Here is a 22,330-nt window from a genome sequence, read left to right on the forward strand (position 1 = left end):
TTGCCGAGAGTCATAGCCCTGTTATTTTTGCCCGTTAGGTTGGCCCTAGCGTTATTTCCCACGACAGGAGTCCCAGCCCATGACCGATCTAACCCGGCGCAAAATCCTGCAAGCAGCCGCCATTGGCTCAGCCTTTAGCCTGCTCCCGCCGTCCATTCGCAAAGCCCTCGCAATCCCTGCCGCGTACCGTACCGGCACGATCCAAGACGTTGAACATGTGGTGATCCTGATGCAGGAGAACCGCGCCTTCGATCATTACTTCGGCACCCTGCCCGGCGTGCGCGGCTTCAGTGATCGCTTCACGATTCCCCTGCCCGGCGCCCGTTCAGTGTGGCAACAGCAAGGGAGCAATCGCACAGTGCTGCCCTATCACCTCGACAGCACGCGCGGTAACGCCCAGCGTGTCAATGGCACGCCGCACACCTGGCTGGACGAGCACCGGGCGTGGGACGACGGCCGTATGAGTCAGTGGCCGACCCACAAAACCACCACCTCGATGGGCTATTACCGCGAGCAGGAACTGCCCTTCCAATTTGCCCTGGCCAACACCTTCACCCTGTGCGACGCCTACCATTGCTCGATCCACGCCGGCACCTCCGCCAACCGCCTGTTCCATTGGACCGGCAGTAACGGCGCCTCGGCGGCTAACGTCGCTCTGGTGGTCAATGAATGGGATGCACCCGGCCCGGCCTCGGTCGGTTTCCAATGGAAGACTTACCCCGAACGCCTGCAAGAGCACGGCGTCAGCTGGAAGGTTTATCAGTATCTGCCGGATAACTTTGGCGATAATCCCTTAGCCGGTTTTCGCCAGTATCGCGAGGCCAGTATCAAGGTCGGTAACCCGGCGCAGCCAGCGGCGAACTTCACCAAATTTGTGCCCTATCGGCCTGAACATGAGGCCATCGCGCCGCTCTACAAAGGCAACGGCAACACCCTGCCGGCGGCCAATAGCAACGACCTGCAAGGCATGGTCGATGGCCTGCGCGCCGACATTAGCGCCGGCCAGTTGCCGCAGGTGAGCTGGATCGTCGCGCCGGCCGCCTACTCTGAACACCCTGGGCCTTCCAGCCCGGTCCAAGGCGGCTGGTTCACCCAGGCAATTCTCGAAGCGCTGACGGAAAACCCGCAGGTGTGGAGCAAAACCGTATTTATCGTCAATTATGACGAGAACGATGGTTTCTTCGACCATATCCCCTCGCCTTCACCGCCTTCGCCACGCACCGATGGCAGCTTTGCCGGGCAGTCCACCGTGGCCTTTGCCGATGAGTTATTTAACCACCCTGCACCGCCAGGGAGCCGCTTACAGCCAGCGCCGGATAACCGCGTGTATGGCCCCGGCCCACGGGTGCCCATGCTGATTCTGTCGCCGTGGAGCCGTGGCGGCTGGGTCAACTCGCAAGTGTTTGATCACACCTCGGTGCTGCAATTTCTGGAGCGCCGTTTCGGCGTGCAAGAGCCTAATATCAGCGCCTGGCGCCGCGCCGTGTGTGGCGATCTGACTTCCGCCTTTAACTTCGCCAATCCCAACGATGAACCGTTGCCCAAACTGCACAGCATCAGCAAACAAAGCGCCGACAGCCTGCGCCAGCAACAACAGGCCCTGCCCCAAGTGCCGCTGCCCTCGGCCAGTAGCCAGCAACTGCCCTGGCAACCGCGCATGGCCCGGCCGTCGCGGGCACTGCCGTATCAGACGCATGTCGAACACAGCCTGCATCCGGCGCAGCAACAAGTCAGCTTGACCCTGCTCAACACCGGCGAACAAGGCGTGGTGTTGCACGTCTACAACATGCTCAAGCTGGATGACGTGCCCCGCCGCTACACCATCGAAGCCGGCAAGGCGCTCAGCGACAGCTGGAGCAGCAATGCCGACTACCACCTGTGGCTGCTCGGCCCCAATGGCTTCCATCGCGAACTGCGCGGCAACCTTATGCAGCCGCAAGCGCTGGTGCGTATCACCCCAGCCGATGAGCATCTCCAGATCGAGCTGTTCAACCCCAGCGGCCAGGCCCTGGCCCTGACCATCGAACGCTGCCCCTACACCGAGCAAGGCCCCTGGCTAATCAACCTGCCAGCCCACGGCAAGCATGTGCAGACCTTTGACAGACGCAGCAGTGGCGGCTGGTATGACTTCACCCTGCGTGATCAACAACAGTGGCTGTATCGCCTGGCCGGGCGACTGGAAAGCGGCCGGCACAGCATCAGCGATCCGTTGATGGGCAAGGCTTAGCGCGCTGCTCGGGCAAGGTCTGGCTTATCGCGCAGACCTTGCCGCAGCGAGCCCAGACTATTCCTCACCGATACCTACTCCAGTGCGGCGACTTAAGTGCTAGGTCGCCGCCCTTAAAAGAGCATTCGCAGCACCGCTGACCAAGGTTACAACCCAGGCTCTGCCAATCAGGAGCCACACCATGGGTCGAATCATAATAGTCAGCTGCCTCTTGCTCGCCTGCCTGCTGAACAGCAGTTATGCCGCCACGATCAAGATCGGCCTCAACTACCCCCGCGTCGGCAACTACAAAGACGAAGGTCTGGAACTGCGCCGTGGCGCGTTATTAGCCGTGGATGAGATCAACCAAAGTGGTGGCGTACTGGGTCAACCGCTGGAGCTGTTAAGCCGCAACAGCAGCGCCAAAGCCAGCAAGGCCGCCAACAATGTTAAGCAGTTTGCCGAGCAAGGCGCACGCATGGTGTTTGGCGGCGCCACCAGCGAGGAAGCCATCGCCGCTGGCCGACAAGCCCGTGAACAAGGCCTGCTGTATTTCGCCACCTTGGGCTACGCCAACGAAGTGACCGCCCAGGAAGGCCATCGCTATCTGTTTCGTGAATCCAACAGTGCTTACATGAGCGCCAAGGTGCTCGGCGAATACCTTGCCTGGCACCTGCCGCGCCAGCGCTTTCACTACATCATCGTCGACGATGCCTGGGGCCGCAGCATGGAAACCGCCCTGCGGCAAACCACCAGCACCAGCGACCGCGCCCGCCATGGCCGCAGCGCCTTGCCGGCCGGTGTGGTCAGCAGCGCCCAATACCGAGCGGCACTTGATAAGGCAGCACGTAGCAAAGCTGACGTGCTGGTGCTGATTTTGCTCGGGGAAAACCTGCAACGCAGCATGCAGCTGGTGCATCAGATCGGTTTGAAAAAACACATGCAGGTAATCGTGCCCAACCTCACCAAAAGCGTCATCCAACAAGCCGGACCGTTGGTCATGGAGGGCGTAATCGGCACCGAGGCCTGGACCTGGAACCTGCCCGCCGAACTGCAAAGCGCCAGCGGCCAAGCCTTTGTCGAGCGCTATATCCAAGCCCATCAGGAATACCCCGGCAGCACCAGCGCCTCCGCCTACGCCATCGTCAAGCAGTGGGCCGACGCCGTGCAGCGCAGCCAAAGCCTCGACAGCGAACGCCTGATCACTGCGCTTGAAGAGCACAGCTACAGCCTGCTCAAGGACACACAACAGTGGCGCGCCTTCGACCACCAAAACGTGCAAAGCATTTACGCCGTGCGTGTGCGCAAACGCAACGAGATCATGCAAGACCGCTTTAAGCAGCACTACTTCGAAATCATCCACCGCATGGACGGTGAACAGGCCGCCCCTAGCGAGGATGACTGGCAGCAAGAGCGCGGCGAGCAGTTGCAGTTGTTGTAAAGCAGCGGCGGCCCAAGCAGCCAAAGATAAACGCTGCTTGAGCCGCCCATTACATGCCTGCAACCGATCAAACGAGTGGCCGCGACACGGACCTTATTGGCCCTAAAGCTTGCGCAAGCAGTCGGTATGACAGTAACTCCGCGCCCGCACTCGCAGCACGGATAACCCGGACAGCCTTAAGAGCGGGCCTTATTACTGATCAACCCGCTCCAGCCGCGCCGCTTCGTAACGGGGATACAGATGACTGACGCTGCGAATCAGCTCATAGCGAGTCAAGTTAATCGCGGCAAAACGCTCGGGGATCGGTGCGCGGATCAGCTCATTCATCTCCGCGCCCTGCTCTGCGCCATTTAGCAGCAATTGGTCGAGCCAACTCAGGTAATCGCGCATTTGCGCAAAGGGCTTAGCGTCCTTAGCCACCGGGCCGTGGCCGGGGACCAGTTGCTGCCATGGCAGGCTTTGCAGTTGATCAAGGTCCGCCAGCCAGATATCCAAGCCCGGCGTGTTGGGGGTGGTCAGGGCGCGCTGATAAAACAGGATGTCGCCGGCAAACAGCACGCCGCTGGTTTTATCCAGAATGGCCAGGTCCGCGCCGGTATGGCCGCGCAGGGCCAGCAGTTGCAAGGGCCGGCCGGCGATGCTGAGTTCACCGGCCTGGATTGCCTCAGTAGGCAACAGCACCTCAGTGCCGCGCATCCAGTCGCCGACCAAGCGGTACATGTTTTCCGCCATGCCATCGCCCTGCTCGGCCAACAGCTCGGTGGTGCTTTTAAGGGCGGCGATGGGCACGTCACTAAAGGCCTGATTGCCCAGTACATGGTCGGGATGATGATGGGTCAGCAGCACCTTAACGATGGGCTGGGGGGTGACGCGGCCAATGGCTTGGCGCAGGGCTTCACCATAGTGTTTGGACGGCCCGCTATCGATCACCACCACACCCTGGCCGGTGACGATAAAACCGACATTGACGATGGCGCCGCCGTTGTCCTGCGAGAAGTTATCGGTGCTGCCCTCGACCAGCCACACATCTGGCGCAATTTGCCGGGGCTGCAACTGATACTGCAACTCGGCATTGGCCCCGGCACATAAGCACAGCAGCAGTAAGCCCATCCAGCGCATGCTGATTTCCTCGTCGCAGGTTCTACGGCTGGCCAGGACGCAGGCCGCGTACTGGCCATTCAGGCGGTGATGCTTAAGGCGTCAGGACGATATCGCTGATCTGGATGGTCGGCTGGCTGTCGGTGAAGTTCGGCAAGTCCGCCATGATTCGCTCCGCGTGGGGGGCGAAAGCCTGTTGGAACGCCTCAACACTGGCGAAGTACAGATGGCCCATGGTCACGTACGCAGGCGTGCTGCCAGGAGTCGCTCCCGTTAAACCGGACTCCACGGCAATGCCTTGCAGGGCCTCACCCAAGCATTCACGGACAATGGCCATATGCCGCTCGCAGTAATACTGCAGATCAAGGCGCACGCCGGGTTGATAGGGGTACAGCACACTGACCTTGATCATCGCAAACCTCACATTGTCAATTGAGCGCGAGCCGTACAGCCTCGCGATAAATAGTTAAGTGCCTGAATACACCGGCTTCAGCACAGCATAAGCAGCGCCGATGGCCGCGCACAGTGCGCAGGCACTGGCTCTTGGACTACAGCTGGGCTTTAAATTCATTGCCATTGTTATCCCGCAGCCACAGCTCGGCAGGCGTGGCATCGCGCATATCCAGGCTGATGGTGGGGTTCTCGCTGACTGCCGGGAATAGCTCCATAACGGCCAACCGCTGGCCTTGTAAATCGCGCAGCTCAGCTTGGTTGAGAAAGAACTCCGGGATGCCGCCGACCAAACCGTTATCCATGGGATGGGCCACCTGCAAGCGCAGGCGATTGCCATCGGCCAGGGTAAAGCGCTTACCCAGCACTTCGCCTAAGTGCTCCTCCCAACCGGCTTGGGCCCTGACCACGCTGGGCGCGGTACAACCGCCACCAGCCGCTTCAATGTATGTCGAGCCGATATGCCACAGGCCGTCGCGGGTTTGCACGGCAGCGCGGATCGGTGTGGCTTGCTCGATGCGGATACGAATGGCCAAGCGCGGCAGCACCTGCTCACCGGGGCGAAAATCAACGATCTGCGGGATGGGGTTAAGCTCGGCCCAGGCCAGGATACGCACCACCTCATCGCTGAGCGCTGTGGCGTCGATCTGAATTGGCACCTGCCGGGCATCCTCCGCAAAAGGCGGCGCGCTGAGCTTAACCTGCTCATCAAACACAAACGCCTCGCCGCCGAGCAGGCGCTGGTGATAGTAATCCCACATCACCGAAGTCACCGGGTCGGTTGAGGTGGCCTTGCTGTCGCAGGCAAAGGCCAACAACGCCAGTAGCAGAAATGAACGCCAATCCAGCTCCATCGCAACACTCCTCGCGTGATGTCCGCCTTGCCCAGGTTATTGGCTCTCTTGGTAGAGCTCTGGCAACTCGTAGTTCAAACCATAGCGGGCGAAGATCTTCTTCAGCTCACCGCTCAAGATCAGTTGCTCGAGCTGCTCCTCGAGGGCATAGGCCAGTTGCCGGTTGCTTTCATGCACCGCCATGCCGATATCCCACACCTGGCGCCCCATGTTCGGGTACGCGTTTTCCGCCAGTGCCAAGTGTTGGTCGTGAGCTTGGCCGTACAGCCACTGCACTTCACCGCGCAAGGCCATTACGGCATCTACTTGCGCGGCCTGCATCGCCGCAAAGGCCAGTTCAGGGGTGCTGTAATGGTGGGTTTGCTGGCTGAGGGAGCCTTCAAATACAGAAGACAGATAAAAAGACGGTACGCTTTCCACCTCAACCCCAATCGGATGGCTACGGAACACCGCCACGCTGGGCACCGCCTTGAGTCGGCGCTTGTCATAGGCCACCTGCCAACGCTCGCGCTGATAAGGGCCAAACATCACCACCCGCTCGTTAATCAGCTCGCCCAGCTCATTGCGCTTGTAGGAAAACTCACGGTCATACGGCACGCGCAGCATCACGTCGGCCAACTGTTTGGGGCGCAGGTAATGGCCCTTCCAAATGTAGTCGCGCAGGTCGTCATCGAGCTTCTCGCCCGGTGGCGCCCAAATCACTTCAAGCTTTACCGCCAAGGCCTTAGCCAAGGCCTGGGCGATATCGTAATCAGTGCCGCGAGGCTGGCCATCTTGCGTAAAGCTATACGGCGGGAAGTCTTTATACAGGGCGACCTTGAGCACACCCGATTGGATAATCGTGTCGTAATCACGCACCTGAGCTTGCGCGGGTAAACCCAGCAGGCTCAGGGCATGTAACAGCACAACCAGCACCAGCAAATGGCGGCGCATGGCGACTTACTCCTCGATGGCGACGCTCTCAAGGTAGGAACGCACAGCCCAAAGCGCCTCTTGGCTCAGGTAGTCAGCCATTTTCGGCATGTACACCCGGCCATCACGCACGGCGCCATTGATCACTCGCTCTTTGAACCACTCATCACCCATCGCGCCTTTTTCCAGTAGGCGCAGATCAGGCGCGATACCACCGGATTTCGCTTCCAGACCATGGCACGCGGCGCAGTTTTGGTTATAGGCCGAGGAGCCGATCTCGATGGCGCGCGGGTTACCACGATAGGGGTTCTCTTCGCGCCACTCCTCTCCCAGCGGCTCTAGGCCCTCTGTTTTCACCGCCTGCGGAACTACGTCGCCATGCGCCCAGACGCTGGCGCTAAAGGCCATAGCCAGTAGGGCAAAAACATTCTTCTTATGTACTTTCATGTTTAGGGCCTCATCACCTTAATGCACGCAAAAACAGCTCACGCAGAGCTTGTCTGCGAGCATCTTAGGAACTGGCCCTGCCTCACCGAATTCTGCTTTGGTCGTTCGTTTCTACTCCCTTGGTAGTAGGGCTTAGGACCGCTGCAGCAACAGCTTTAGCAGCAAGGCTAATTCATAGGTGCTTTGGGAATTGTTCCCGGCAAGTGCGGGAGTTTTTCCGTATCAGCCGCCAGCCGCTGGTTTCACTATCCATCCGCCAGGTCGCCGTCGCGGCTGCACCGGCACACTCTTCACCACGATGGGAAACCACAACCATGACAACAAGATCGTTACCCAGCACGCCGCGCCCCGTGGCACGTGCCATTCACAGCCTGCTATTGCTTGGCAGCCTAAGCCTGAGCGGCCATGCGCTAGCCGCCAATGTCACTTGGGATGACATCGCCAACGACCACCTGAGCACCAACAACGTGCTGCAATACGGCCTGGGCACCAACGCTCAACGCTTCAGCCCGCTGGCCCAGGTTAATGCTGACAACGTGTTTAAGCTGACCCCGGCCTGGTCTTACTCATTCGGTGATGAGAAGCAACGTGGCCAGGAATCCCAGGCCATGGTCCACGAGGGTGTGGTCTATGTGACGGGCTCCTATTCGCGGGTGTTCGCCATCGACGCGAAGACCGGTAAACGGCTGTGGACTTACAGCCATCGCCTGCCCGATAACATTCGTCCGTGCTGCGACGTGGTCAACCGTGGCGTGGCCATCTATGGCGACAAGATCTACTTCGGCACCCTCGACGCCCGTGTGGTTGCGCTGAACAAAGACACCGGCAAAGTGGTATGGAACAAGAAGTTTGGTGATCACGCCGTGGGTTACACCATGACCGGCGCACCGACCATTGTGAAAGATCAAAAGAGTGGCAAGATTTTGCTGATCCACGGCAGCTCCGGTGACGAGTTTGGCGTAGTCGGCCGTCTGTTTGCCCGCGACACCGAAACCGGTGAAGAAGTGTGGATGCGGCCATTCGTGGAAGGCCATATGGGCCGCCTCAACGGCAAAGACAGTACCCCCACCGGCGATGTCAAAGCGCCGAGCTGGCCGGATGATCCCAATAGCCCTACCGGCAAGAAACAGGCCTGGAGCCAAGGCGGCGGTGCCCCGTGGCAGAGCGCCAGCTTTGATGCCGAAACCAACACCATCATCGTCGGCGCCGGCAACCCTGCACCGTGGAACGGCTGGGCGCGTACCGCCGATGGCGGTGATCCGAAGGACTACGACAGCCTCTACACCTCTGGCCAAGTCGGCGTAGACGCCACCACTGGCGAAGTGAAGTGGTTCTATCAGCACACGCCGAACGATGCCTGGGACTTCTCCGGCAACAACGAGCTGGTGCTGTTTGACTACAAAAACAAGGATGGCAAAACCGTTAAGGCCACCGCCCACGCCGACCGCAACGGCTTCTTCTATGTGGTTGACCGCAACAACGGCAAACTGCAAAACGCCTTCCCCTTCGTCGACAAAATCACCTGGGCCAGCCATATCGACCTGAAAACCGGGCGCCCGGTGGAGAACGAAGGCCAACGTCCGCCTAAGCCAGAGCCGGGCCAAAGCCGTGGCAAAACCGTTGAGGTGTCGCCACCATTCTTAGGCGGCAAGAACTGGAACCCGATGGCGTACAGCCAAGACACCGGTCTGTTCTACGTGCCAGCCAACCACTGGAAGGAAGACTACTGGGCCGAGGAAGCCAACTACAAAGCCGGCTCCGCTTACCTGGGCATGGGTTTCCGTATCAAGCGTCTGTATGACGACCATGTGGGCATCCTGCGTGCCATGAACCCCACCACCGGCAAAGTGGTATGGGAGCACAAGGAACGACTGCCACTCTGGGCTGGCGTCTTGGCCACCAAGGGTAACTTGGTGTTTACCGGCACCGGCGATGGTTACTTCAAAGCCTTCGACGCGAAAACCGGCAAGGAGCTGTGGAAGTTCCAGACCGGTACTGGCGTGATCTCCCCACCCATCACATGGGAGCAAGATGGCGAGCAGTACATCGGCGTCACCGCCGGCTACGGCGGCGCGGTGCCGCTGTGGGGTGGCGACATGGCCGAGCTGACCAAGCCGGTCGCCCAAGGCGGCTCGTTCTGGGCATTCAAGCTGCCAAGCTGGGACAAAAACTAAGCCGTCCCGCACACCCAAGCCCTGGCTACGTGCCAGGGCTTGGCCCCCGACGCTCCCTTATGAGGCCTTGCCATGCTGATTCGAGCCCTACTTCTACCACTCACCGTGCTGCTCTGCGTTCAACCTGCTTGGGCGCAAGACGAAGACAGCGATGTGCTGATCATCAACGGCTGCCGCTTAGAACCCGGCAGCCAATGCCCTAAAGCCAACCTGCGCGAACAAGACCTCAGTGGTTTAGATCTGCGCCGGATCAACCTCAGTGGCGCCGATTTAACCGGCGCGAACCTGCGCCATAGCAATCTCGACCTGGCCAATTTGGAACAAGCTCAACTGCACGCCGCCAACCTCACCCGCGCCAGCTTGCAGCAAGCGAACCTGCGCGCCGCTGACCTGAGCCAGAGCAACCTGCAAGCGATCAACGCCTGGGGCATGTTTGCCCAAACCGCCAATTTCAACGGTGCCAACCTGCACGGCGCTAACCTCGATTTCGCCCGGATCAGCGCCGCCAAAATGCAAGGCGTCAACCTGCAAGCGGCCAACCTGGAAATGACCTACCTGAACAAAGCCGATCTCGCCAACGCCAACCTCAGCGACGCCTATATGCTGGAAGTCAAACTCGGTGGCGCCAACCTGGCCAACAGCAACCTAACGGGCACCCTCACCCGCTTCGGCAGCTTCCAAGACGCCAATATGCAAGGCTGCATCGCCTGTCCCAAAGGCTGGGACTGAACCTCAACACGAAGAGCTATGGGGCACGCGCTGCTGACCAGCAACGCAGGCAAGAGTTTGCCGCCCCGCCGTAGCCCAGAGGGTGGTCAACACAAAGCCTGGCCACCCTTTACTGCGCACCACGGTGAAGCGGATATGTGGATGGATAAAGCGCCAGCTACGCACCCCGATCCACCCTATGCCTGAATGGCAGAGGCCTCTCAAGCCACAGCCCACGTGTCTTTAGCAGGTCGTGATTAAGCGTCACTAATGGGTCAATGCAGGTTCATAACCAGTCGCTAAGTTAAGCCACGCCCAGCTCAGCAAAATCCAAACGCCTGGAGGCGGACTCAACCTGAAGCTGGATCAGTTGCTGCAACTCCAACTGGTCACGCCACTTGTGGTCCTTGTGCAGCATCACGATGGTTTCGGGGTGCGGCGCAAATGCTGTCTCGACATGCACCACCACCAAATGCGGTATATCCAGCGCCGGATTGTGCCAAGGCTTAAAGCAGCAACAAATGTGCACCGCTGTATCACCATAGACTTCAGGGCCGCGGCGCAGCGTTTGGCTTTCCAACCGGCTGCCCAGCTCAACATGGGGCAGTTGCTGCACGACCTGAACGTTGCCCAAGAGCGCTTCGACCAGTTGTGTTAACGCTTGGCGATGACCGTAAAGCAGTTGCACCGCTTGCGGATGGGAGTGCCCGCGGGTAACCCACTCGCGCATTTTTTGCGTGATGTTAAGGCCATAGTTCAGCGCATTACGCAGCGTATTGCGGGCCTGAGCCTCGCTGTCCGTAGGGTTTGCCATGGGCAGCAGGGCTAAGCGCTGCTTGAGCTCTTCTAGATCATCAGCTTTGTTTTCCCGCTGATATGACGCCATCCAGGCCCCCTCACGCAGCGGATGGGCGAAGTTATTGCTGAGCAGCCAAATTTTATCCAGCGTATCAATCGCTAACTGGCTCAATCCGGCTTTAGCTTGCCCCGCCCGCCGGTAGGATAAAAAGCGCCGTCCCCCCCAGCCGCCCGCCATCAGTGCCAGCAACAAAGCAACGAGGCTAAATGCGCGCGGCGCAGTATCTGCTGTGAGCTGACAGCAAGCACGCAGATCAACCCACCGCTCAGCATCCCCAAGCCCCCAAACGCCGGTCAAAACCAGGAGCAAAAGCCCACTAGCAAGCCCAAACCATACCCAGCCCTTGCGTGAAAACCCTCGCCCCAGCATAACCACGGTCCCACACACCTAAAGGGCGCTGAGAATGCCGACCTAGAGCCGCTACGTCCAGCGTTATGCAGATAAATCCATGGTTGCGTAGATAGATATCGAACAGACCTACACCAGGGAAAGTCGCTGGTTGCACAAAAGACTCCAGCGGGTGAGTGGATAAGTGCCTATTTCTCAAAATCCGCCTTGGTTGTCTTCCAAGAAAACCCAGCGTCCACGCTGCATAACAGGCAAAGCTAACCCCCTCCACCCAGCCCACTCCCCGCGCCCTGCGCCCATCCCGTCGCTTTAGCGTGGCGCCGATGATGGATTGGATGATTAAATTTATAAGATGCTGAAAAATAATAAATTTAATAAAAAATTAATCCGTTTGTAGCCTTTATTTAGTTTTGATCTGCTTGGGACAGGCCGTAGGGTTTGCTGGTTGGGCTTTGTTGAGGGCTGCCGGGGCTGTGGGGATGGCTGAGTCGGCTGGGTTGGAGTCGTTTGATCTTCGGCAAAGCAAAGCAAAGCAAAGCAAAGCAAAGCAAAGCAAAGCAAAGCAAAGCAAAGCAAAGCAAAGCAAAGCAAAGCAAAGCAAAGCAAAGCAAAGCAAAGCAGGATCATGCGCCAATGTTCCTGTGATCCTGTGATCCTGTGATCCTGTGATCCTGTGATCCTGTGATCCTGTGATCCTGTGATCCTGTGATCCTGTGATCCTGTGATCCTGTGATCCTGTGATCCTGTGATCCTGTGATCCTGTGTTCCTGTGTTCCTGTGTTCCTGTGTTCCTGTGTTCCTGTGTTCCTGTGTTCCTGTGTTCCAGGGTTCCAGGGTTCCTGGGTTCCTGGGAGCATGCGGTCATGTGGCCACCATTGATTGTGCGCCGTCCTTCCATTCTTCCGTCCTTGCTATCCCTCCATATCCCAATCCCCAATAGCCTCTAAGCCTCTAAGCCTTTAGCTCTGTGCGTCTGTGTGCCTGTGTGCCTGTGATCCAGCAATTTTTAGCTGTTTAGCGATAAAGATCGGCGCGGTGTGAGGCAGTTCAGGAGCGGCAGGCTCGGGGGTTCTGCTTGGTTTTTAGGTTGAGGGGTGGTTTTGGGGTAATTTCGGTAAGTTTGTCTTTATTGGGATATTTATCTATTAAATTCAATACCTTATAAATTTATATAAAAGGTAATTTGATGGTTTGTGGCTTACTGTTTTCCGGGACTTATCTGCTCGTTAAAACTTCCTTTAAATTCAGTTAGTTAACCTTTTAATAGCGTTCAGTTACCCGGGCTTACTGGCTTAGGTATGCGCGCAAGGCCGCTAAAATTGGGGCTTGGGCTTGGATGGGCGGACGGCCTTACCTGCCTTACCTGTTTTTTTACCCTGGGGTTGTTTGACCGCTAATCGCTGGCCTTGGGGCTGTCGGGTGTGGATGGAGGTGGTGGGTGTTGCAGGGACTGCGCTGAAAACCGCTTCGCAGCGCCCGGACAGCGGGTGCTATCAGCGCTGATTCGCAATTCGGTGCCCCGCTGACTCGCAACTCACAACTCACAACTCACAACTCACTGACTCGTAATTCGCTAACTCAGCGCGCTAGTGTTCAGGGTGCGTTGATGCGGGCCTATAGCCGTGCAGTGCGCGTGAAAGCTCGCCCGTCTTACTCATTAGTCTCACTCCCCCGTAAGCCAAGCCGGCGACGCAGCGATCGGTCTCATCCGGCCCGCTGAAGGCGACTCGCATTGCCCGGCCCAAGCGTCGCGGCCTGTTCTGCCTGCACGGGTTCTAGGCCCTCACCCTCGCCGTTTGCCGCCCCTCCAAAACCTCTCAGGCACGCGCCTCAGGCGTTTGCAGTGCGCTCTGCTGGCCGTTTGCCCTGGGTTTCTGGCCGCCGCGCGGCGGTTGTCGTTGGCCGGCGCACAAGGGGGTGGCGTTGCCGGCGTGGCGTGGGCTTCCGAACATGCCTTGAACTGCGCCGCGTGGCCAAGGCTGTTGGCCTGACTTTGCGGCTTGAGCCAAGCCACTGCCCGCGCCGCGTTGCGCGGGCTCTGAGGCCTCCCGCCGCCGCCCCGCTGTGCCCCAGCCAGCCCCCTGCCGCCCTGTCCGGGCGCTGCGTTAGATGGATCGCCCTATGTCCGCATCAAGCCTTACGCGCCGCTTCTGGCTCTTGCTTAAGCGCCTCGCCCGCGCTGCAGCAGCCCCAGCATTCAGGGCCCGCGTGGCTGTGTTTTCTCGCGCCCGCTGCTTTGGGCGTTTCTCTCTGCCTCAGGAGTCATTGTCATGAGCACTGTTCAGGCCCATCAGGGCGATACCGTCGACAGCCTGTGCTGGCGGCATTACGGGCGTACGGCCGGGGTGGTGGAGGCGGTGTTGCTGGCCAACCCGGGCCTGGCCGATTTCGGCGTGATCGTGCCCCACGGCACTCAGGTACAGATGCCGCAGGCGGTGACGCCGGCGCAACAGCGCCAGGTGGTGAATTTATGGGACTGACTCCGCGCCACGCGGTAGCCGTGCAGGTGCGGCTATGACTGAACCGACTTCCAGCTCCGTGGTGTTGACCGCTGCCGCCGGTGTCGGCCTCAGCACGCTGTTGCCGCACTTAGATGGCAATGCGCTGTTTGGCGCGGTGATCGGTGCCGCGTTAATCGCTCTCAAACCCAGCGACTTAAAGAGCTGGCAGCGCTTGTTGGGGCTGCTGGTGTCGGTGGGTGTGGGCTATATCAGCGCCGAAGAAATCGTCGCGCAAACGCCGATCACCCAGAGCGGCCCCGGCGCCTTTGTCGGCGCCATCGTGGTGGTGCCGATCGCGCTGAAGGTGTTGGCGCTGATCGAGCACCTGGAGCTCGCCGATCTGCAACTGCTGCTACCGGGTTGGCTGCGCAAAGGCAAAGGAGACTGACCATGCTGCTGTGGCCCCAACTGATCGCCATGCTCACCGCCAGCGCTTATATCGCCTCAGGCCTGCGCTTGTTGTGTTTTAAGCGCAACGGCGCGCGCGTGCGCCACGGCATCTCGCTGCTGGCCAGTGTGCTGATTGGTGCGCTGTTCTGCGCGGGCTTGGAGATCCTCCTCTACAAGCCCGCCGTCAGTCCCTGGCAGTGCGCCGTGGCGGTGCTCATCTGTGGGGTGATTTACCGCAGCCACGGCAATCTCGCCAGCGTGCTGAGGTCCTCGCCATGAGCGCGCTTAAACGCGGTGACAGCGGCGCTGCCGTCAGCCATTTGCAGAGCCAACTCCAGCACGCGGTGGCGCCTAATCTGAGCGTCGACGGCCAATTTGGCGCCAGCACCGAGCAGGCCCTGCGCACCTATCAACAGCGCGCCGGCTTAACTGTGGACGGCATGGCCGGCGCGCAAACCGCCGCCGCGCTCGATGCCTTTAGCAGCCGCCCGCCGCTCAGTGGCAGCGCCTGGCAAGCGGCGGCCCAGCGCTTAAACGTCGAGCTGGCGGCGCTTAAAGCGGTGGCCGAAGTCGAGAGCCTCGGCAGCGGTTTTTTGCTTAACGGCCTGCCGAAGATTTTATTCGAGCGGCATGTGATGTATCAGCGTCTGAGCCTGCCGCGCAGCCCCACTGAGGATGCCCAGGTATTGCACGGCAAAGCCGAGCGCTTGGCGGCGGACTATCCGCAACTGGTCAATCGCCAGAGCGGCGGTTATCAGGGCGGTCTGGCCGAGCATCAGCGTCTGGCACTGGCCCGGCAGTTGGATGCGCGCTGCGCCAACGAGGCCACCAGTTGGGGCGCGTTTCAGATCATGGGCTATCACTGGCAGCGCTTGGGCTATGCCAGCGTCAACGCTTTCGTCGAGGCCATGGCGGCCGACAGCGAGCAGCAACTGGCGGCCTTTATCCGCTTTATCGAAACCGATGCGCCGCTGCACAGCGCCCTGCGCGAGCAGGACTGGCCGCAGTTTGCCCGGCGCTACAACGGCCCGGCCTACGCCCGCAATCAATACGACAGCAAGCTGGCCAGCGCCTACCAACGTCTGCGCAGCAATCCGGTGAACGTATGAGCCGGGGGCATCAACACGGGCCTGGCCCGGCCGAGCGCCGGCCTCGCCCTTTGCGCGTCGTAGCAAAAGCCGCCCGCCGGCAACGTGCAAGTACAGCAGCTCAGTGCCTAGCCAGCGTTCAAGCGCAACCCGGTGAACCTATGCGGTTGGGCCGCCAAGGCGGGCCTGGCCCGGCCGAGCGCCGGCCCCTCCCTTTGCGCGTCGTAGCAAAAGCCGCCCGCCGGCAACGTGCAAGTACAGCAGCTCAGTGCCTAGCCAGCGTTCCAGCGCAACCCGATGAACCTATGCGGTTGGGGCGCCAAGACGGGACTGACCCGGCCGAGCGCCGGCCTCGCCCTTTGCGCGCCGTAGCAAAAGCCGCCCGCCGGCAACGTGCAAGTGCAGCAGCTCAGTGCCTAGCCAGCGTTCAAGCGCAACCCGGTGAACCTATGCGGTTGGGCCGCCAAGACGGGCCTGGCGCTGTGCTGCTGGGCGTAAGCCTCGCCCCCAGCAAGCGCTATCAAACCTTGCAGGCCAGCCGCGTCCAGACGCCGCTGGGCCCGCAGCCACTGAGCAGTGCCCAACAGCCCCAAAACAATCCGGTGAACCTATGAGCCTGTGGCGCCAAGCGGGGCTCGGCGCCGTGCTGTTGCTGGTCGCCAGCCTCGCCCTGTGGGGGCAGTACCAACAGCAGCAAGCCAGTCAGGCGCAAGTTGAGCTGACGCAGCAGCAGCTGCGCGCCAGCCAGCAGCGCAGTGCCGAGCAAGCCCGCGATCTCGAACTGCTTAACCAGCAACTCGAACGCGAACGCGCCGCGCAGGTGCAACTGCGCAGCCAACAGAATCAATTACGCGCCAGCTTAAGCCAGCGCCAACAACAGCTTGAGGAGCTCACCCGTGCCAATGCCGAACTACAACGCTGGGCTGCTCAGCCTTTGCCTGATGCTGCTAAGCGCCTGCGTCAGCGCCCCGCCCTCAGTGGCGCCGAGGCTTATGCAAAGTGGCTATCCGCCGGTGATCCCGTGCCAGCTGCCGAGCAGCCAGCCGCGCACTAATGGCGAGCTGTTAAGCAGCCTCGATGCGCTGGAGCTGGCCTGGGCCGAATGCGCCGCACAAGTCGATCAACTCTACCAACTGCAGCAACAGGAAGCGCCGCGATGAACAAACCTGACGCCTTACGCCAGCATTTGCTGGCGGCCATCCCCGAGCTTGAACAAAATCCACAGCGCCTCGCCCTTAGCCTGGAGCAAGGGCAATTGCGCAGCACCGCCGCCGGCGGTTTGTCGTTTGAATACAGCTATGTGCTGAACTTGAACGTCAGCGATTTCAGCGCTTCGCTGGATGCACTGGTGGTGCCGCTGTTGGCGTGGCTGCGGGTCAATCAACATGAGCTGCTGGCTAACCAAAGCCAAGCGGCTAATGCCATCCGTTTCAGCAGTGATAACGCCAATGCCCAAGGCGGGAGTCTGAGTATCAGCCTGGCCTTGAGCGAACGCGTACTGGTGACGGAAAACGCCGACGGCAGCCTCAGTGTCAGTCATCCGGATGAGCCGCAGTTGGCGCCGTTCTATCCGCCAGGCCCATGGCAACTGAGCGTGCACGACATGCCCCTGGCCAGTTGGCACAGCACCTATCGCAGCGGCGGCGACGTGGCCAGCCCCCATCCCATTCGTACCAAGCCAGCTGCGTCATAGCACCGTTGGTGCAAGCGCCTGTGCGGCGATTGCACCTTACGTCCCTATTGCTATGTCCCTATCGCGGCGGCGACGTGGCCAGCCCCCATCCCATTCGTACCAAGCCAGCTGCGTCATAGCACCGTTGGTGCAAGCGCCTGTGCGGCGATTGCACCTTACGTCCCTATCGCTATGTCCCTATCGCGGCGGTGATGTGGCCGTCCTCAGCCCATTCGCACCAAGCCATCCGAGTCATAGCAGCGCTGGTGCAAGCGCCTGTGCGGCGATTGCACCGTACGTCTCCACCGTAGGGTGCATGAAATGCACCAAGCCCATCCGTAGGGTGGCCAACGCGAAGCTTGGCCACCGTTCACGCCGTGCCTCGGAACGGCCATGGGCGATGGACAAAGCGCCCGCTACGCGCGCCGAGCCTCACCCGGCGCCAATTTTTGTGGCGGGCGGGGATTGCTGCCGATTATTGCGCCAAGCCCACCCTTTGCCTGCTGCCGATTATTGCCCCGGGCTTGCCCCCTGGGTTCTTGGCGCGCTGCCGGCGGCCGGTGTCAGTCGGCTGTAGCAAAGCGGCTGACAAGTGACCCACGGTGCGGCTACGCGAGCCGCTACGGCAGCATCTGCGCCATGAATAACGCCGACCTGCTGCGCCGTCTCGAAAATCTTATCCGCCCCGGCACCATCGCCGAGGTCGACCTGCGTGCTGCCCGCTGTCGCGTCCGCAGCGGCGGTTTGCTCAGTGCCTGGCTGCCGTGGCTGGCCGAACGCGCCGGCAGCACCCGGCAGTGGAATCCGCCCAGCGTCGGCGAACAATGCCTGTTGCTCAGCCCCAGCGGCAGCCCGGAATACGGCTTTGTCCTGCTCGGTTTATTCAGTGCCGCCAATCCGGCGCCGGCGAACAGCGCCAGCCTCACTCGTCAGCTGTTCGCTGACGGCGCGCAGATTGACTACGACCACCAAAGCCATCGTCTCAGCGCGATTTTGCCCGCCGGCGGCAGCGCCAGCGTGCAAGCCCCGGGCGGCATCACCCTGACCGGCAACGTCACCATCAACGGCCAGCTCAACGTCAGCCAAGACGTCCTCGCTGGCGCCCAGGCCATCAGCCTTACTAAGCACCTGCACGGCGGCATCATGCCCGGTGCCGGGCTCACCGGAGTTCCCAACCCATGATCGGCATGAGCAAAGTGACCGGCCAACGACTCAGCGACAACGCCCACCTGGTGCAGTCGATCGCCGACATTCTCACCACGCCATTAGGCAGCCGCGTGATGCGTCGCGAGTACGGCAGCCAGCTGCCCGACTTGCTCGACTGGCCACTGAACAACACCACCCGCCTGCAAGCCTACGCCGCCACCGCCAGCGCCCTGATGCGTTGGGAGCCGCGTCTGCACCTAAGCCGCGTGCAGTTGTCGTTGGGCGAGCAAGCCGGCCAAGCGCTGCTGGAAGTCGAAGGCAGCCTGATCGACAGCAATGAGCTGCTCAGCCTGCGCGTGCCGCTGCAAATGGGAGCCGCCGCATGAGCCAGTTCACCGCAATCAACCTGGCTTTGGTAGCCGCCCCGGATGTGGTGGAAAACCTCGATTACGAAGTGATCTACCAGCAGATGCTCGACGACCTGCTACAGCGCATGCCCGAGCTGGATGCCCTGCTGGAATCGGAACCGGCGCTAAAAATTCTGCAAGTGGCGGCTTACCGCGAACTGATCCTGCGCCAGCGCATCAACGACGCAGCCCACGCGGTGATGCTGCCCTACGCGCGCGGTAAGGATTTGGAAAATTTAGGCGCGCTGTTCGGCGTCACCCGCTTATTGGTGACGCCGGCGGACCCCAGCGCCGTGCCGCCAAAGCCGGCGGTGTATGAAGGCGATGAAGAGCTGCGCTATCGCATCCAACTGTCCCTTGAAGGCCTGAGCACCGCCGGCCCCGAAGGCGCTTACATCTTCCACGCGATGAGCGCCGACGGCGAGGTGCTGGACGCCAGCGCGGTGAGTGACAAGCCCGGCGAAGTGCAAATTACCGTCCTGGCGCGCACTAACCCCGGCACACCCAGCAACGCCCTGCTCAGCCTTGTTAACGCCGCGGTCAACGCTGAAGACGTGCGCCCGCTGACCGATTTGGTCAGCGTTAAAGCGGCGAAAATTGTCGAGTACAAGATCGAGGCCGTGCTGTATTTCTTCGCCGGTCCCGATCGCGGCGTGATCATGCAAAACGCCCAGAACTCCGCCAAAACCTACGCCCAAACGCAGCACCGGCTGGGCCTGGACGTCACCCTCTCGGGCCTGTACGCCGCCCTGCATCAACCGGGCGTACAGCGCGTAGAGCTGATCAGCCCCAAACAGAATCTGGTCCTCGACCGGCAAAGTGCCTCCTACTGCAGCGCCATCAACCTGAGCTACGGGGGCCTGGATGAGTAACTCACCCAGCTTGCTGCCGAGCAACTCCACGCCGCTGGAACGCACCCTCGAGCAAGCCACCGCGCGCCTCGGCGAGTTGCCCGTGCCGCTGCGCGAGCTATGGAACCCCGACACCTGCCCTGAAGAGTTGCTGCCATGGCTAGCCTGGTCACTGTCGCTGGACAGCTGGCAGCCGTACTGGCCGCTAGCGGTTAAACGGGCGCGGATTAAAGCGGCAGTGGACATCCAGCGGCACAAGGGCACGGCCCAATCGGTGCGCGACGCCGTCGCCTCGTTCGGCAGCGCCCTGGCCCTGCGCGAATGGTGGCAGACCACGCCGCGCGGCACGCCACACACCTTTGAAGTGGTGCTGACCTTGGGCAGCGGTGTGCCCAACACCCAGGAATATCAGCTCGACATCATCAAAGAAATCGAAGCGACCAAACCGGTGCGCTCGCATTTCACCCTCACCGTGGGCCAAACGGCCCTTACCGGACTGGGCCTGCAAGGCGCTGCACGGCCGGTGAGTTACCTCCGACTGCAACTCAATGAGGCGCCCTGATGCCACTGAATATCACCATCACTGACGCCGGCCGCGCCGAGATTATCAACGCGCAGAACACCGGCACCAACAGCGTTGTCATCAGCCAGATCGGCTTTGGCACCGGCCAGTATCAACCGAGCAAACAGCAGACGGCGCTGAAAACCCCAGGTAAACGCCTGAGCACCATTGCCGGCCAGGCCGTGGCCGCCGACACCATCCATGTGATGGTCAAGGACGAAAGCAACGACGCCTACAACGTCGGCGAGTTTGGCCTGTTTAGCGCCAGCGGCACCCTGATCGCGGTGTATTCGCAAGTGGCCAGCGCCGATTGGATCATGCAGAAATCCGCCGCCAGCACCCTGCTGCTGGCCACCGACATCATTCTGGAAAGCCTCAACGCCACCAGCATCAAGTTTGGCGACGTGATCTTTGTCAATCCGCCCGCCAGCACCACCGTGCAAGGGGTGGTGGAACTGGCCACGGCCGCGGAAACCCAAGCCGGCACCGACAGCACTCGCGTCGTAACCCCAGCCGGTTTAACCAGCCTGACCGCCAGCACCAGCCGCGCCGGTTTAGTGCAGCTGGACAACAGCCTCAGCAGCACCAGCGACAGCAAAGCGCTGACAGCAGCCCAAGGCAGAGCGCTCAACGAGCTTAAACAAGATGCCCACGTCAACCTGCAAGCCCTGAGCAAGCTCGCTGGCGCGGCCGACCGCTTGCCCTACTTCACCGGCGCCGGAGCGCTGAGCCTCAACGCCCTGACCCCCTATGCGCGCAGCCTGCTCGATGATGGCGATGCGGCCGCGGCGCGTAGCACCTTAGGCGCCGCGCCGCTGGCCACTCCGGCATTCAGTGGTACGCCCACAGCCCCCACCGCCGCGCCAAGCAGCAACAGCACACAACTGGCCACCACCGCCTTTGTGCAAACAGCGGCGAATACGCGCCAGCCGCTAGACGGCACCCTAACCGCCCTGGCCGGCGTCAACACCAGCGCTAACCAGCTGATCTACAGCACCGGCGCCGATCAGTTTGCCGTCAGCGCCCTAACCCCTTATGCCCGCACGTTGCTCGATGATGGCGATGCAGCTACCGCGCTTAACACCCTCGGTGCGGCGCCAATAGATAGCCCGTTATTTGTAGGTTTTGCGAGAACCACCGGAACCATGCATGTGGCCGCAGCAGGTGGGGGCTTAGAAGTCGGGCGGGCCGATGGCACAAGCCAAGCAACCTATATTGACCTGCACTCAGGGGCTACTGCTGTGGACTACGATGTCCGCCTCATGGCCACTGGCGGTAACGGCAGCGCCGGCGGAGGCGACTTAACCATCACTGCAGCCACCGTAGGCTTTACCGCAACCCCTTATGCCCCCACCGTTCCTCCTGGCACCAACAGCACCCGACTGGCCACTACCGCCTTTGTGCAAACAGCGGTGAATGCACGCCAGCCGCTGGACAACACCTTGAGTGCCCTCGCCGGCCTTAATACCGGAGCTAACCAACTTATTTACAGCACGGCGCCCGATCAGTTTGCCGTCAGCGCCCTGACCCCTTTCGCCCGCACTCTGCTCGATGACGGCGATGCTGCGACGGCACGTAACACTTTGGGGGCAGCGCCGGTAGTCAGCGCATATTTAACGGGTTTACCTGCAACTAGCGGAACGCTGCATGTGGCCACGCAGGGTGGTGGTATAGAAATCGGCCGGCTTGATGGCGTCGAGCAAGTGTCGTACATCGACTTTCACAGCGGCGCCATCGCCACCGACTACGACGTGCGCTTACTCGCCAGTAGTGGTAACGGCAGCAGCGGCGAAGGCCATTTAGCCATCCTAGCCGCCTACGTAGCGTTTAGCACTATCCCTGTCGCGCCAACTGCTGCGCCAAGCGCCAATAACACCCAATTGGCCAACACCGCCTTTGTTAAAACCGCGATCGCTAACCTTGGTTTACGCGCCCTAGGCTCGATGGCCACCAATGGCTGGCACAAGTGCCAGGACACCGGACTGATCCGGCAATGGGGGATCACCGCGCCACTGCCCCTAGATACCGCGGCCACCATCACCTTCCCGCTGACCTTCCCCAATCGAGTGCTGGGCGGCAACTTTTGCCAACAAGCACCAGGGTTTTACACCTCGGCAGGTAACCAGGTGATCACCGCCATACGCAACGCAGGCATGGATATTTTTCAGGGCGACGACACGACCGGTCCGGTCTTTTGGGAAGCATGGGGTTACTAA

22 protein-coding genes and 1 pseudogene are annotated in these 22,330 nt (G+C 60.8%); 17 read left to right on the forward strand and 6 right to left on the reverse strand.

Features of this window, described 5'->3' with window-relative positions:
- Nucleotides 1–79: 79 nt before the first annotated feature.
- Both NTD81_RS09765 and NTD81_RS09770 read left to right on the forward strand, forming a co-directional pair.
- Entirely contained in the window at nt 80–2,227 is a 2,148-nt protein-coding gene (locus tag NTD81_RS09765; RefSeq protein WP_262181987.1) for a phosphocholine-specific phospholipase C, read from the forward strand.
- 181 nt (nt 2,228–2,408) lie between these two features.
- Complete coding sequence (locus NTD81_RS09770; protein WP_262181989.1) at nt 2,409–3,647, forward strand: ABC transporter substrate-binding protein; 1,239 nt, start codon at nt 2,409–2,411, stop codon at nt 3,645–3,647.
- A gap of 192 nt (nt 3,648–3,839) precedes the next feature.
- Here NTD81_RS09770 and NTD81_RS09775 read toward each other — a convergent pair whose 3' ends face one another.
- The 5 genes from NTD81_RS09775 to pedF all read right to left on the reverse strand — a co-directional run bounded on the left by NTD81_RS09775 (nt 3,840) and on the right by pedF (nt 7,408).
- Nucleotides 3,840–4,766, reverse strand: coding sequence for a quinoprotein relay system zinc metallohydrolase 1 (locus NTD81_RS09775; protein ID WP_262181991.1), 927 nt, complete (start codon nt 4,764–4,766; stop codon nt 3,840–3,842).
- 73 nt (nt 4,767–4,839) lie between these two features.
- Nucleotides 4,840–5,157, reverse strand: coding sequence for an EthD family reductase (locus tag NTD81_RS09780; protein ID WP_262181993.1), 318 nt, complete (start codon nt 5,155–5,157; stop codon nt 4,840–4,842).
- A gap of 136 nt (nt 5,158–5,293) precedes the next feature.
- On the reverse strand, nt 5,294–6,043 hold the full coding sequence (locus NTD81_RS09785; protein WP_262182088.1) for a quinoprotein dehydrogenase-associated SoxYZ-like carrier: 750 nt from the start codon (nt 6,041–6,043) through the stop codon (nt 5,294–5,296).
- Nucleotides 6,044–6,085: 42 nt separating this feature from the next.
- On the reverse strand, nt 6,086–6,982 hold the full coding sequence (locus NTD81_RS09790) for a substrate-binding periplasmic protein (RefSeq protein WP_262181994.1): 897 nt from the start codon (nt 6,980–6,982) through the stop codon (nt 6,086–6,088).
- Nucleotides 6,983–6,988: 6 nt separating this feature from the next.
- Nucleotides 6,989–7,408: a cytochrome c-550 PedF gene (gene pedF / locus NTD81_RS09795; protein WP_262181996.1), complete on the reverse strand. Its 420-nt coding sequence runs from the start codon at nt 7,406–7,408 to the stop codon at nt 6,989–6,991.
- Between the two features lie 314 nt (nt 7,409–7,722).
- On the opposite strand from pedF, the gene exaA reads away from it, so the two are divergent.
- Together exaA and NTD81_RS09805 are read left to right on the forward strand one after the other, a co-directional pair.
- On the forward strand, nt 7,723–9,582 hold the full coding sequence (exaA, locus tag NTD81_RS09800; protein ID WP_262181997.1) for a quinoprotein ethanol dehydrogenase: 1,860 nt from the start codon (nt 7,723–7,725) through the stop codon (nt 9,580–9,582).
- Nucleotides 9,583–9,654: 72 nt separating this feature from the next.
- Nucleotides 9,655–10,311, forward strand: coding sequence for a pentapeptide repeat-containing protein (locus tag NTD81_RS09805; RefSeq protein ID WP_262181999.1), 657 nt, complete (start codon nt 9,655–9,657; stop codon nt 10,309–10,311).
- 283 nt (nt 10,312–10,594) lie between these two features.
- On the opposite strand, the gene NTD81_RS09810 is transcribed toward NTD81_RS09805, so the two are convergent.
- Entirely contained in the window at nt 10,595–11,260 is a 666-nt protein-coding gene (locus NTD81_RS09810; RefSeq protein ID WP_262182002.1) for a hypothetical protein, read from the reverse strand.
- Between the two features lie 744 nt (nt 11,261–12,004).
- Between NTD81_RS09810 and NTD81_RS09815 the strand changes: the two genes are divergently transcribed.
- The 13 genes and pseudogenes from NTD81_RS09815 to NTD81_RS09875 all read left to right on the forward strand — a co-directional run bounded on the left by NTD81_RS09815 (nt 12,005) and on the right by NTD81_RS09875 (nt 22,330).
- Nucleotides 12,005–12,142 (forward strand): hypothetical protein, encoded by a 138-nt coding sequence (locus tag NTD81_RS09815; protein ID WP_262182003.1) that lies wholly within the window; start codon nt 12,005–12,007, stop codon nt 12,140–12,142.
- 1,625 nt (nt 12,143–13,767) lie between these two features.
- Nucleotides 13,768–13,977: a tail protein X gene (locus tag NTD81_RS09820; protein ID WP_262182004.1), complete on the forward strand. Its 210-nt coding sequence runs from the start codon at nt 13,768–13,770 to the stop codon at nt 13,975–13,977.
- A 34-nt stretch (nt 13,978–14,011) separates the two neighbouring features.
- Nucleotides 14,012–14,386 carry a phage holin family protein gene (locus NTD81_RS09825; protein ID WP_262182005.1) on the forward strand — a complete coding sequence of 125 codons (375 nt, stop codon included), beginning with the start codon at nt 14,012–14,014 and terminating at the stop codon, nt 14,384–14,386.
- 2 nt (nt 14,387–14,388) lie between these two features.
- Nucleotides 14,389–14,667 carry a phage holin family protein gene (locus tag NTD81_RS09830; RefSeq protein ID WP_262182007.1) on the forward strand — a complete coding sequence of 93 codons (279 nt, stop codon included), beginning with the start codon at nt 14,389–14,391 and terminating at the stop codon, nt 14,665–14,667.
- Nucleotides 14,664–15,497, forward strand: a complete 834-nt coding sequence (locus NTD81_RS09835; RefSeq protein WP_262182009.1) for an N-acetylmuramidase family protein — start codon at nt 14,664–14,666, stop codon at nt 15,495–15,497. Before NTD81_RS09830 ends, NTD81_RS09835 begins: the two co-directional genes overlap by 4 nt.
- 589 nt (nt 15,498–16,086) lie before the next feature.
- A pseudogene (gene lysB / locus NTD81_RS09840) lies at nt 16,087–16,497 on the forward strand (Rz-like lysis system protein LysB); the annotation flags it as partial.
- Entirely contained in the window at nt 16,418–16,636 is a 219-nt protein-coding gene (gene lysC, locus NTD81_RS09845) for an Rz1-like lysis system protein LysC (protein ID WP_410017128.1), read from the forward strand. The pseudogene lysB and the gene lysC, both read left to right, overlap by 80 nt.
- Complete coding sequence (locus NTD81_RS09850) at nt 16,633–17,169, forward strand: phage tail protein (RefSeq protein ID WP_262182011.1); 537 nt, start codon at nt 16,633–16,635, stop codon at nt 17,167–17,169. Before lysC ends, NTD81_RS09850 begins: the two co-directional genes overlap by 4 nt.
- 618 nt (nt 17,170–17,787) lie before the next feature.
- The gene (locus NTD81_RS09855) at nt 17,788–18,330 is read left to right on the forward strand and encodes a phage baseplate assembly protein V (RefSeq protein ID WP_262182012.1); all 543 of its coding nucleotides are present in this window, start codon (nt 17,788–17,790) and stop codon (nt 18,328–18,330) included.
- Nucleotides 18,327–18,680, forward strand: a complete 354-nt coding sequence (locus NTD81_RS09860; RefSeq protein ID WP_262182014.1) for a GPW/gp25 family protein — start codon at nt 18,327–18,329, stop codon at nt 18,678–18,680. The genes NTD81_RS09855 and NTD81_RS09860 overlap by 4 nt, the downstream gene beginning before the upstream one ends.
- A complete protein-coding gene (locus tag NTD81_RS09865; protein ID WP_262182015.1) occupies nt 18,677–19,573 on the forward strand; it encodes a baseplate J/gp47 family protein in 897 nt (298 codons plus the stop codon). The genes NTD81_RS09860 and NTD81_RS09865 overlap by 4 nt, the downstream gene beginning before the upstream one ends.
- Nucleotides 19,566–20,114 carry a phage tail protein I gene (locus NTD81_RS09870; protein WP_262182017.1) on the forward strand — a complete coding sequence of 183 codons (549 nt, stop codon included), beginning with the start codon at nt 19,566–19,568 and terminating at the stop codon, nt 20,112–20,114. The genes NTD81_RS09865 and NTD81_RS09870 overlap by 8 nt, the downstream gene beginning before the upstream one ends.
- On the forward strand, nt 20,114–22,330 hold the full coding sequence (locus NTD81_RS09875; protein WP_262182020.1) for a phage tail protein: 2,217 nt from the start codon (nt 20,114–20,116) through the stop codon (nt 22,328–22,330). Before NTD81_RS09870 ends, NTD81_RS09875 begins: the two co-directional genes overlap by 1 nt.

Source organism: Pseudomonas sp. 5P_3.1_Bac2, from assembly GCF_025465995.1.
Classification (GTDB): domain Bacteria; phylum Pseudomonadota; class Gammaproteobacteria; order Pseudomonadales; family Pseudomonadaceae; genus Aquipseudomonas.

Coding starts and splice junctions, on each gene's coding strand:
- NTD81_RS09820 (WP_262182004.1), top strand. CDS start 13,768: ATGAGCACTGTTCAGGCCCATCAGGGCGATACCGTCGACAGCCTGTGC.
- NTD81_RS09850 (WP_262182011.1), top strand. CDS start 16,633: ATGAACAAACCTGACGCCTTACGCCAGCATTTGCTGGCGGCCATCCCC.
- pedF (WP_262181996.1), bottom strand. CDS start 7,408: ATGAAAGTACATAAGAAGAATGTTTTTGCCCTACTGGCTATGGCCTTT.
- NTD81_RS09775 (WP_262181991.1), bottom strand. CDS start 4,766: ATGCGCTGGATGGGCTTACTGCTGCTGTGCTTATGTGCCGGGGCCAAT.
- NTD81_RS09865 (WP_262182015.1), top strand. CDS start 18,677: ATGAGCCAGTTCACCGCAATCAACCTGGCTTTGGTAGCCGCCCCGGAT.
- NTD81_RS09870 (WP_262182017.1), top strand. CDS start 19,566: ATGAGTAACTCACCCAGCTTGCTGCCGAGCAACTCCACGCCGCTGGAA.
- NTD81_RS09830 (WP_262182007.1), top strand. CDS start 14,389: ATGCTGCTGTGGCCCCAACTGATCGCCATGCTCACCGCCAGCGCTTAT.
- NTD81_RS09765 (WP_262181987.1), top strand. CDS start 80: ATGACCGATCTAACCCGGCGCAAAATCCTGCAAGCAGCCGCCATTGGC.
- NTD81_RS09790 (WP_262181994.1), bottom strand. CDS start 6,982: ATGCGCCGCCATTTGCTGGTGCTGGTTGTGCTGTTACATGCCCTGAGC.
- NTD81_RS09825 (WP_262182005.1), top strand. CDS start 14,012: ATGACTGAACCGACTTCCAGCTCCGTGGTGTTGACCGCTGCCGCCGGT.
- lysC (WP_410017128.1), top strand. CDS start 16,418: ATGCTGCTAAGCGCCTGCGTCAGCGCCCCGCCCTCAGTGGCGCCGAGG.
- NTD81_RS09875 (WP_262182020.1), top strand. CDS start 20,114: ATGCCACTGAATATCACCATCACTGACGCCGGCCGCGCCGAGATTATC.
- NTD81_RS09835 (WP_262182009.1), top strand. CDS start 14,664: ATGAGCGCGCTTAAACGCGGTGACAGCGGCGCTGCCGTCAGCCATTTG.
- NTD81_RS09855 (WP_262182012.1), top strand. CDS start 17,788: ATGAATAACGCCGACCTGCTGCGCCGTCTCGAAAATCTTATCCGCCCC.
- NTD81_RS09780 (WP_262181993.1), bottom strand. CDS start 5,157: ATGATCAAGGTCAGTGTGCTGTACCCCTATCAACCCGGCGTGCGCCTT.
- exaA (WP_262181997.1), top strand. CDS start 7,723: ATGACAACAAGATCGTTACCCAGCACGCCGCGCCCCGTGGCACGTGCC.
- NTD81_RS09860 (WP_262182014.1), top strand. CDS start 18,327: ATGATCGGCATGAGCAAAGTGACCGGCCAACGACTCAGCGACAACGCC.
- NTD81_RS09805 (WP_262181999.1), top strand. CDS start 9,655: ATGCTGATTCGAGCCCTACTTCTACCACTCACCGTGCTGCTCTGCGTT.
- NTD81_RS09770 (WP_262181989.1), top strand. CDS start 2,409: ATGGGTCGAATCATAATAGTCAGCTGCCTCTTGCTCGCCTGCCTGCTG.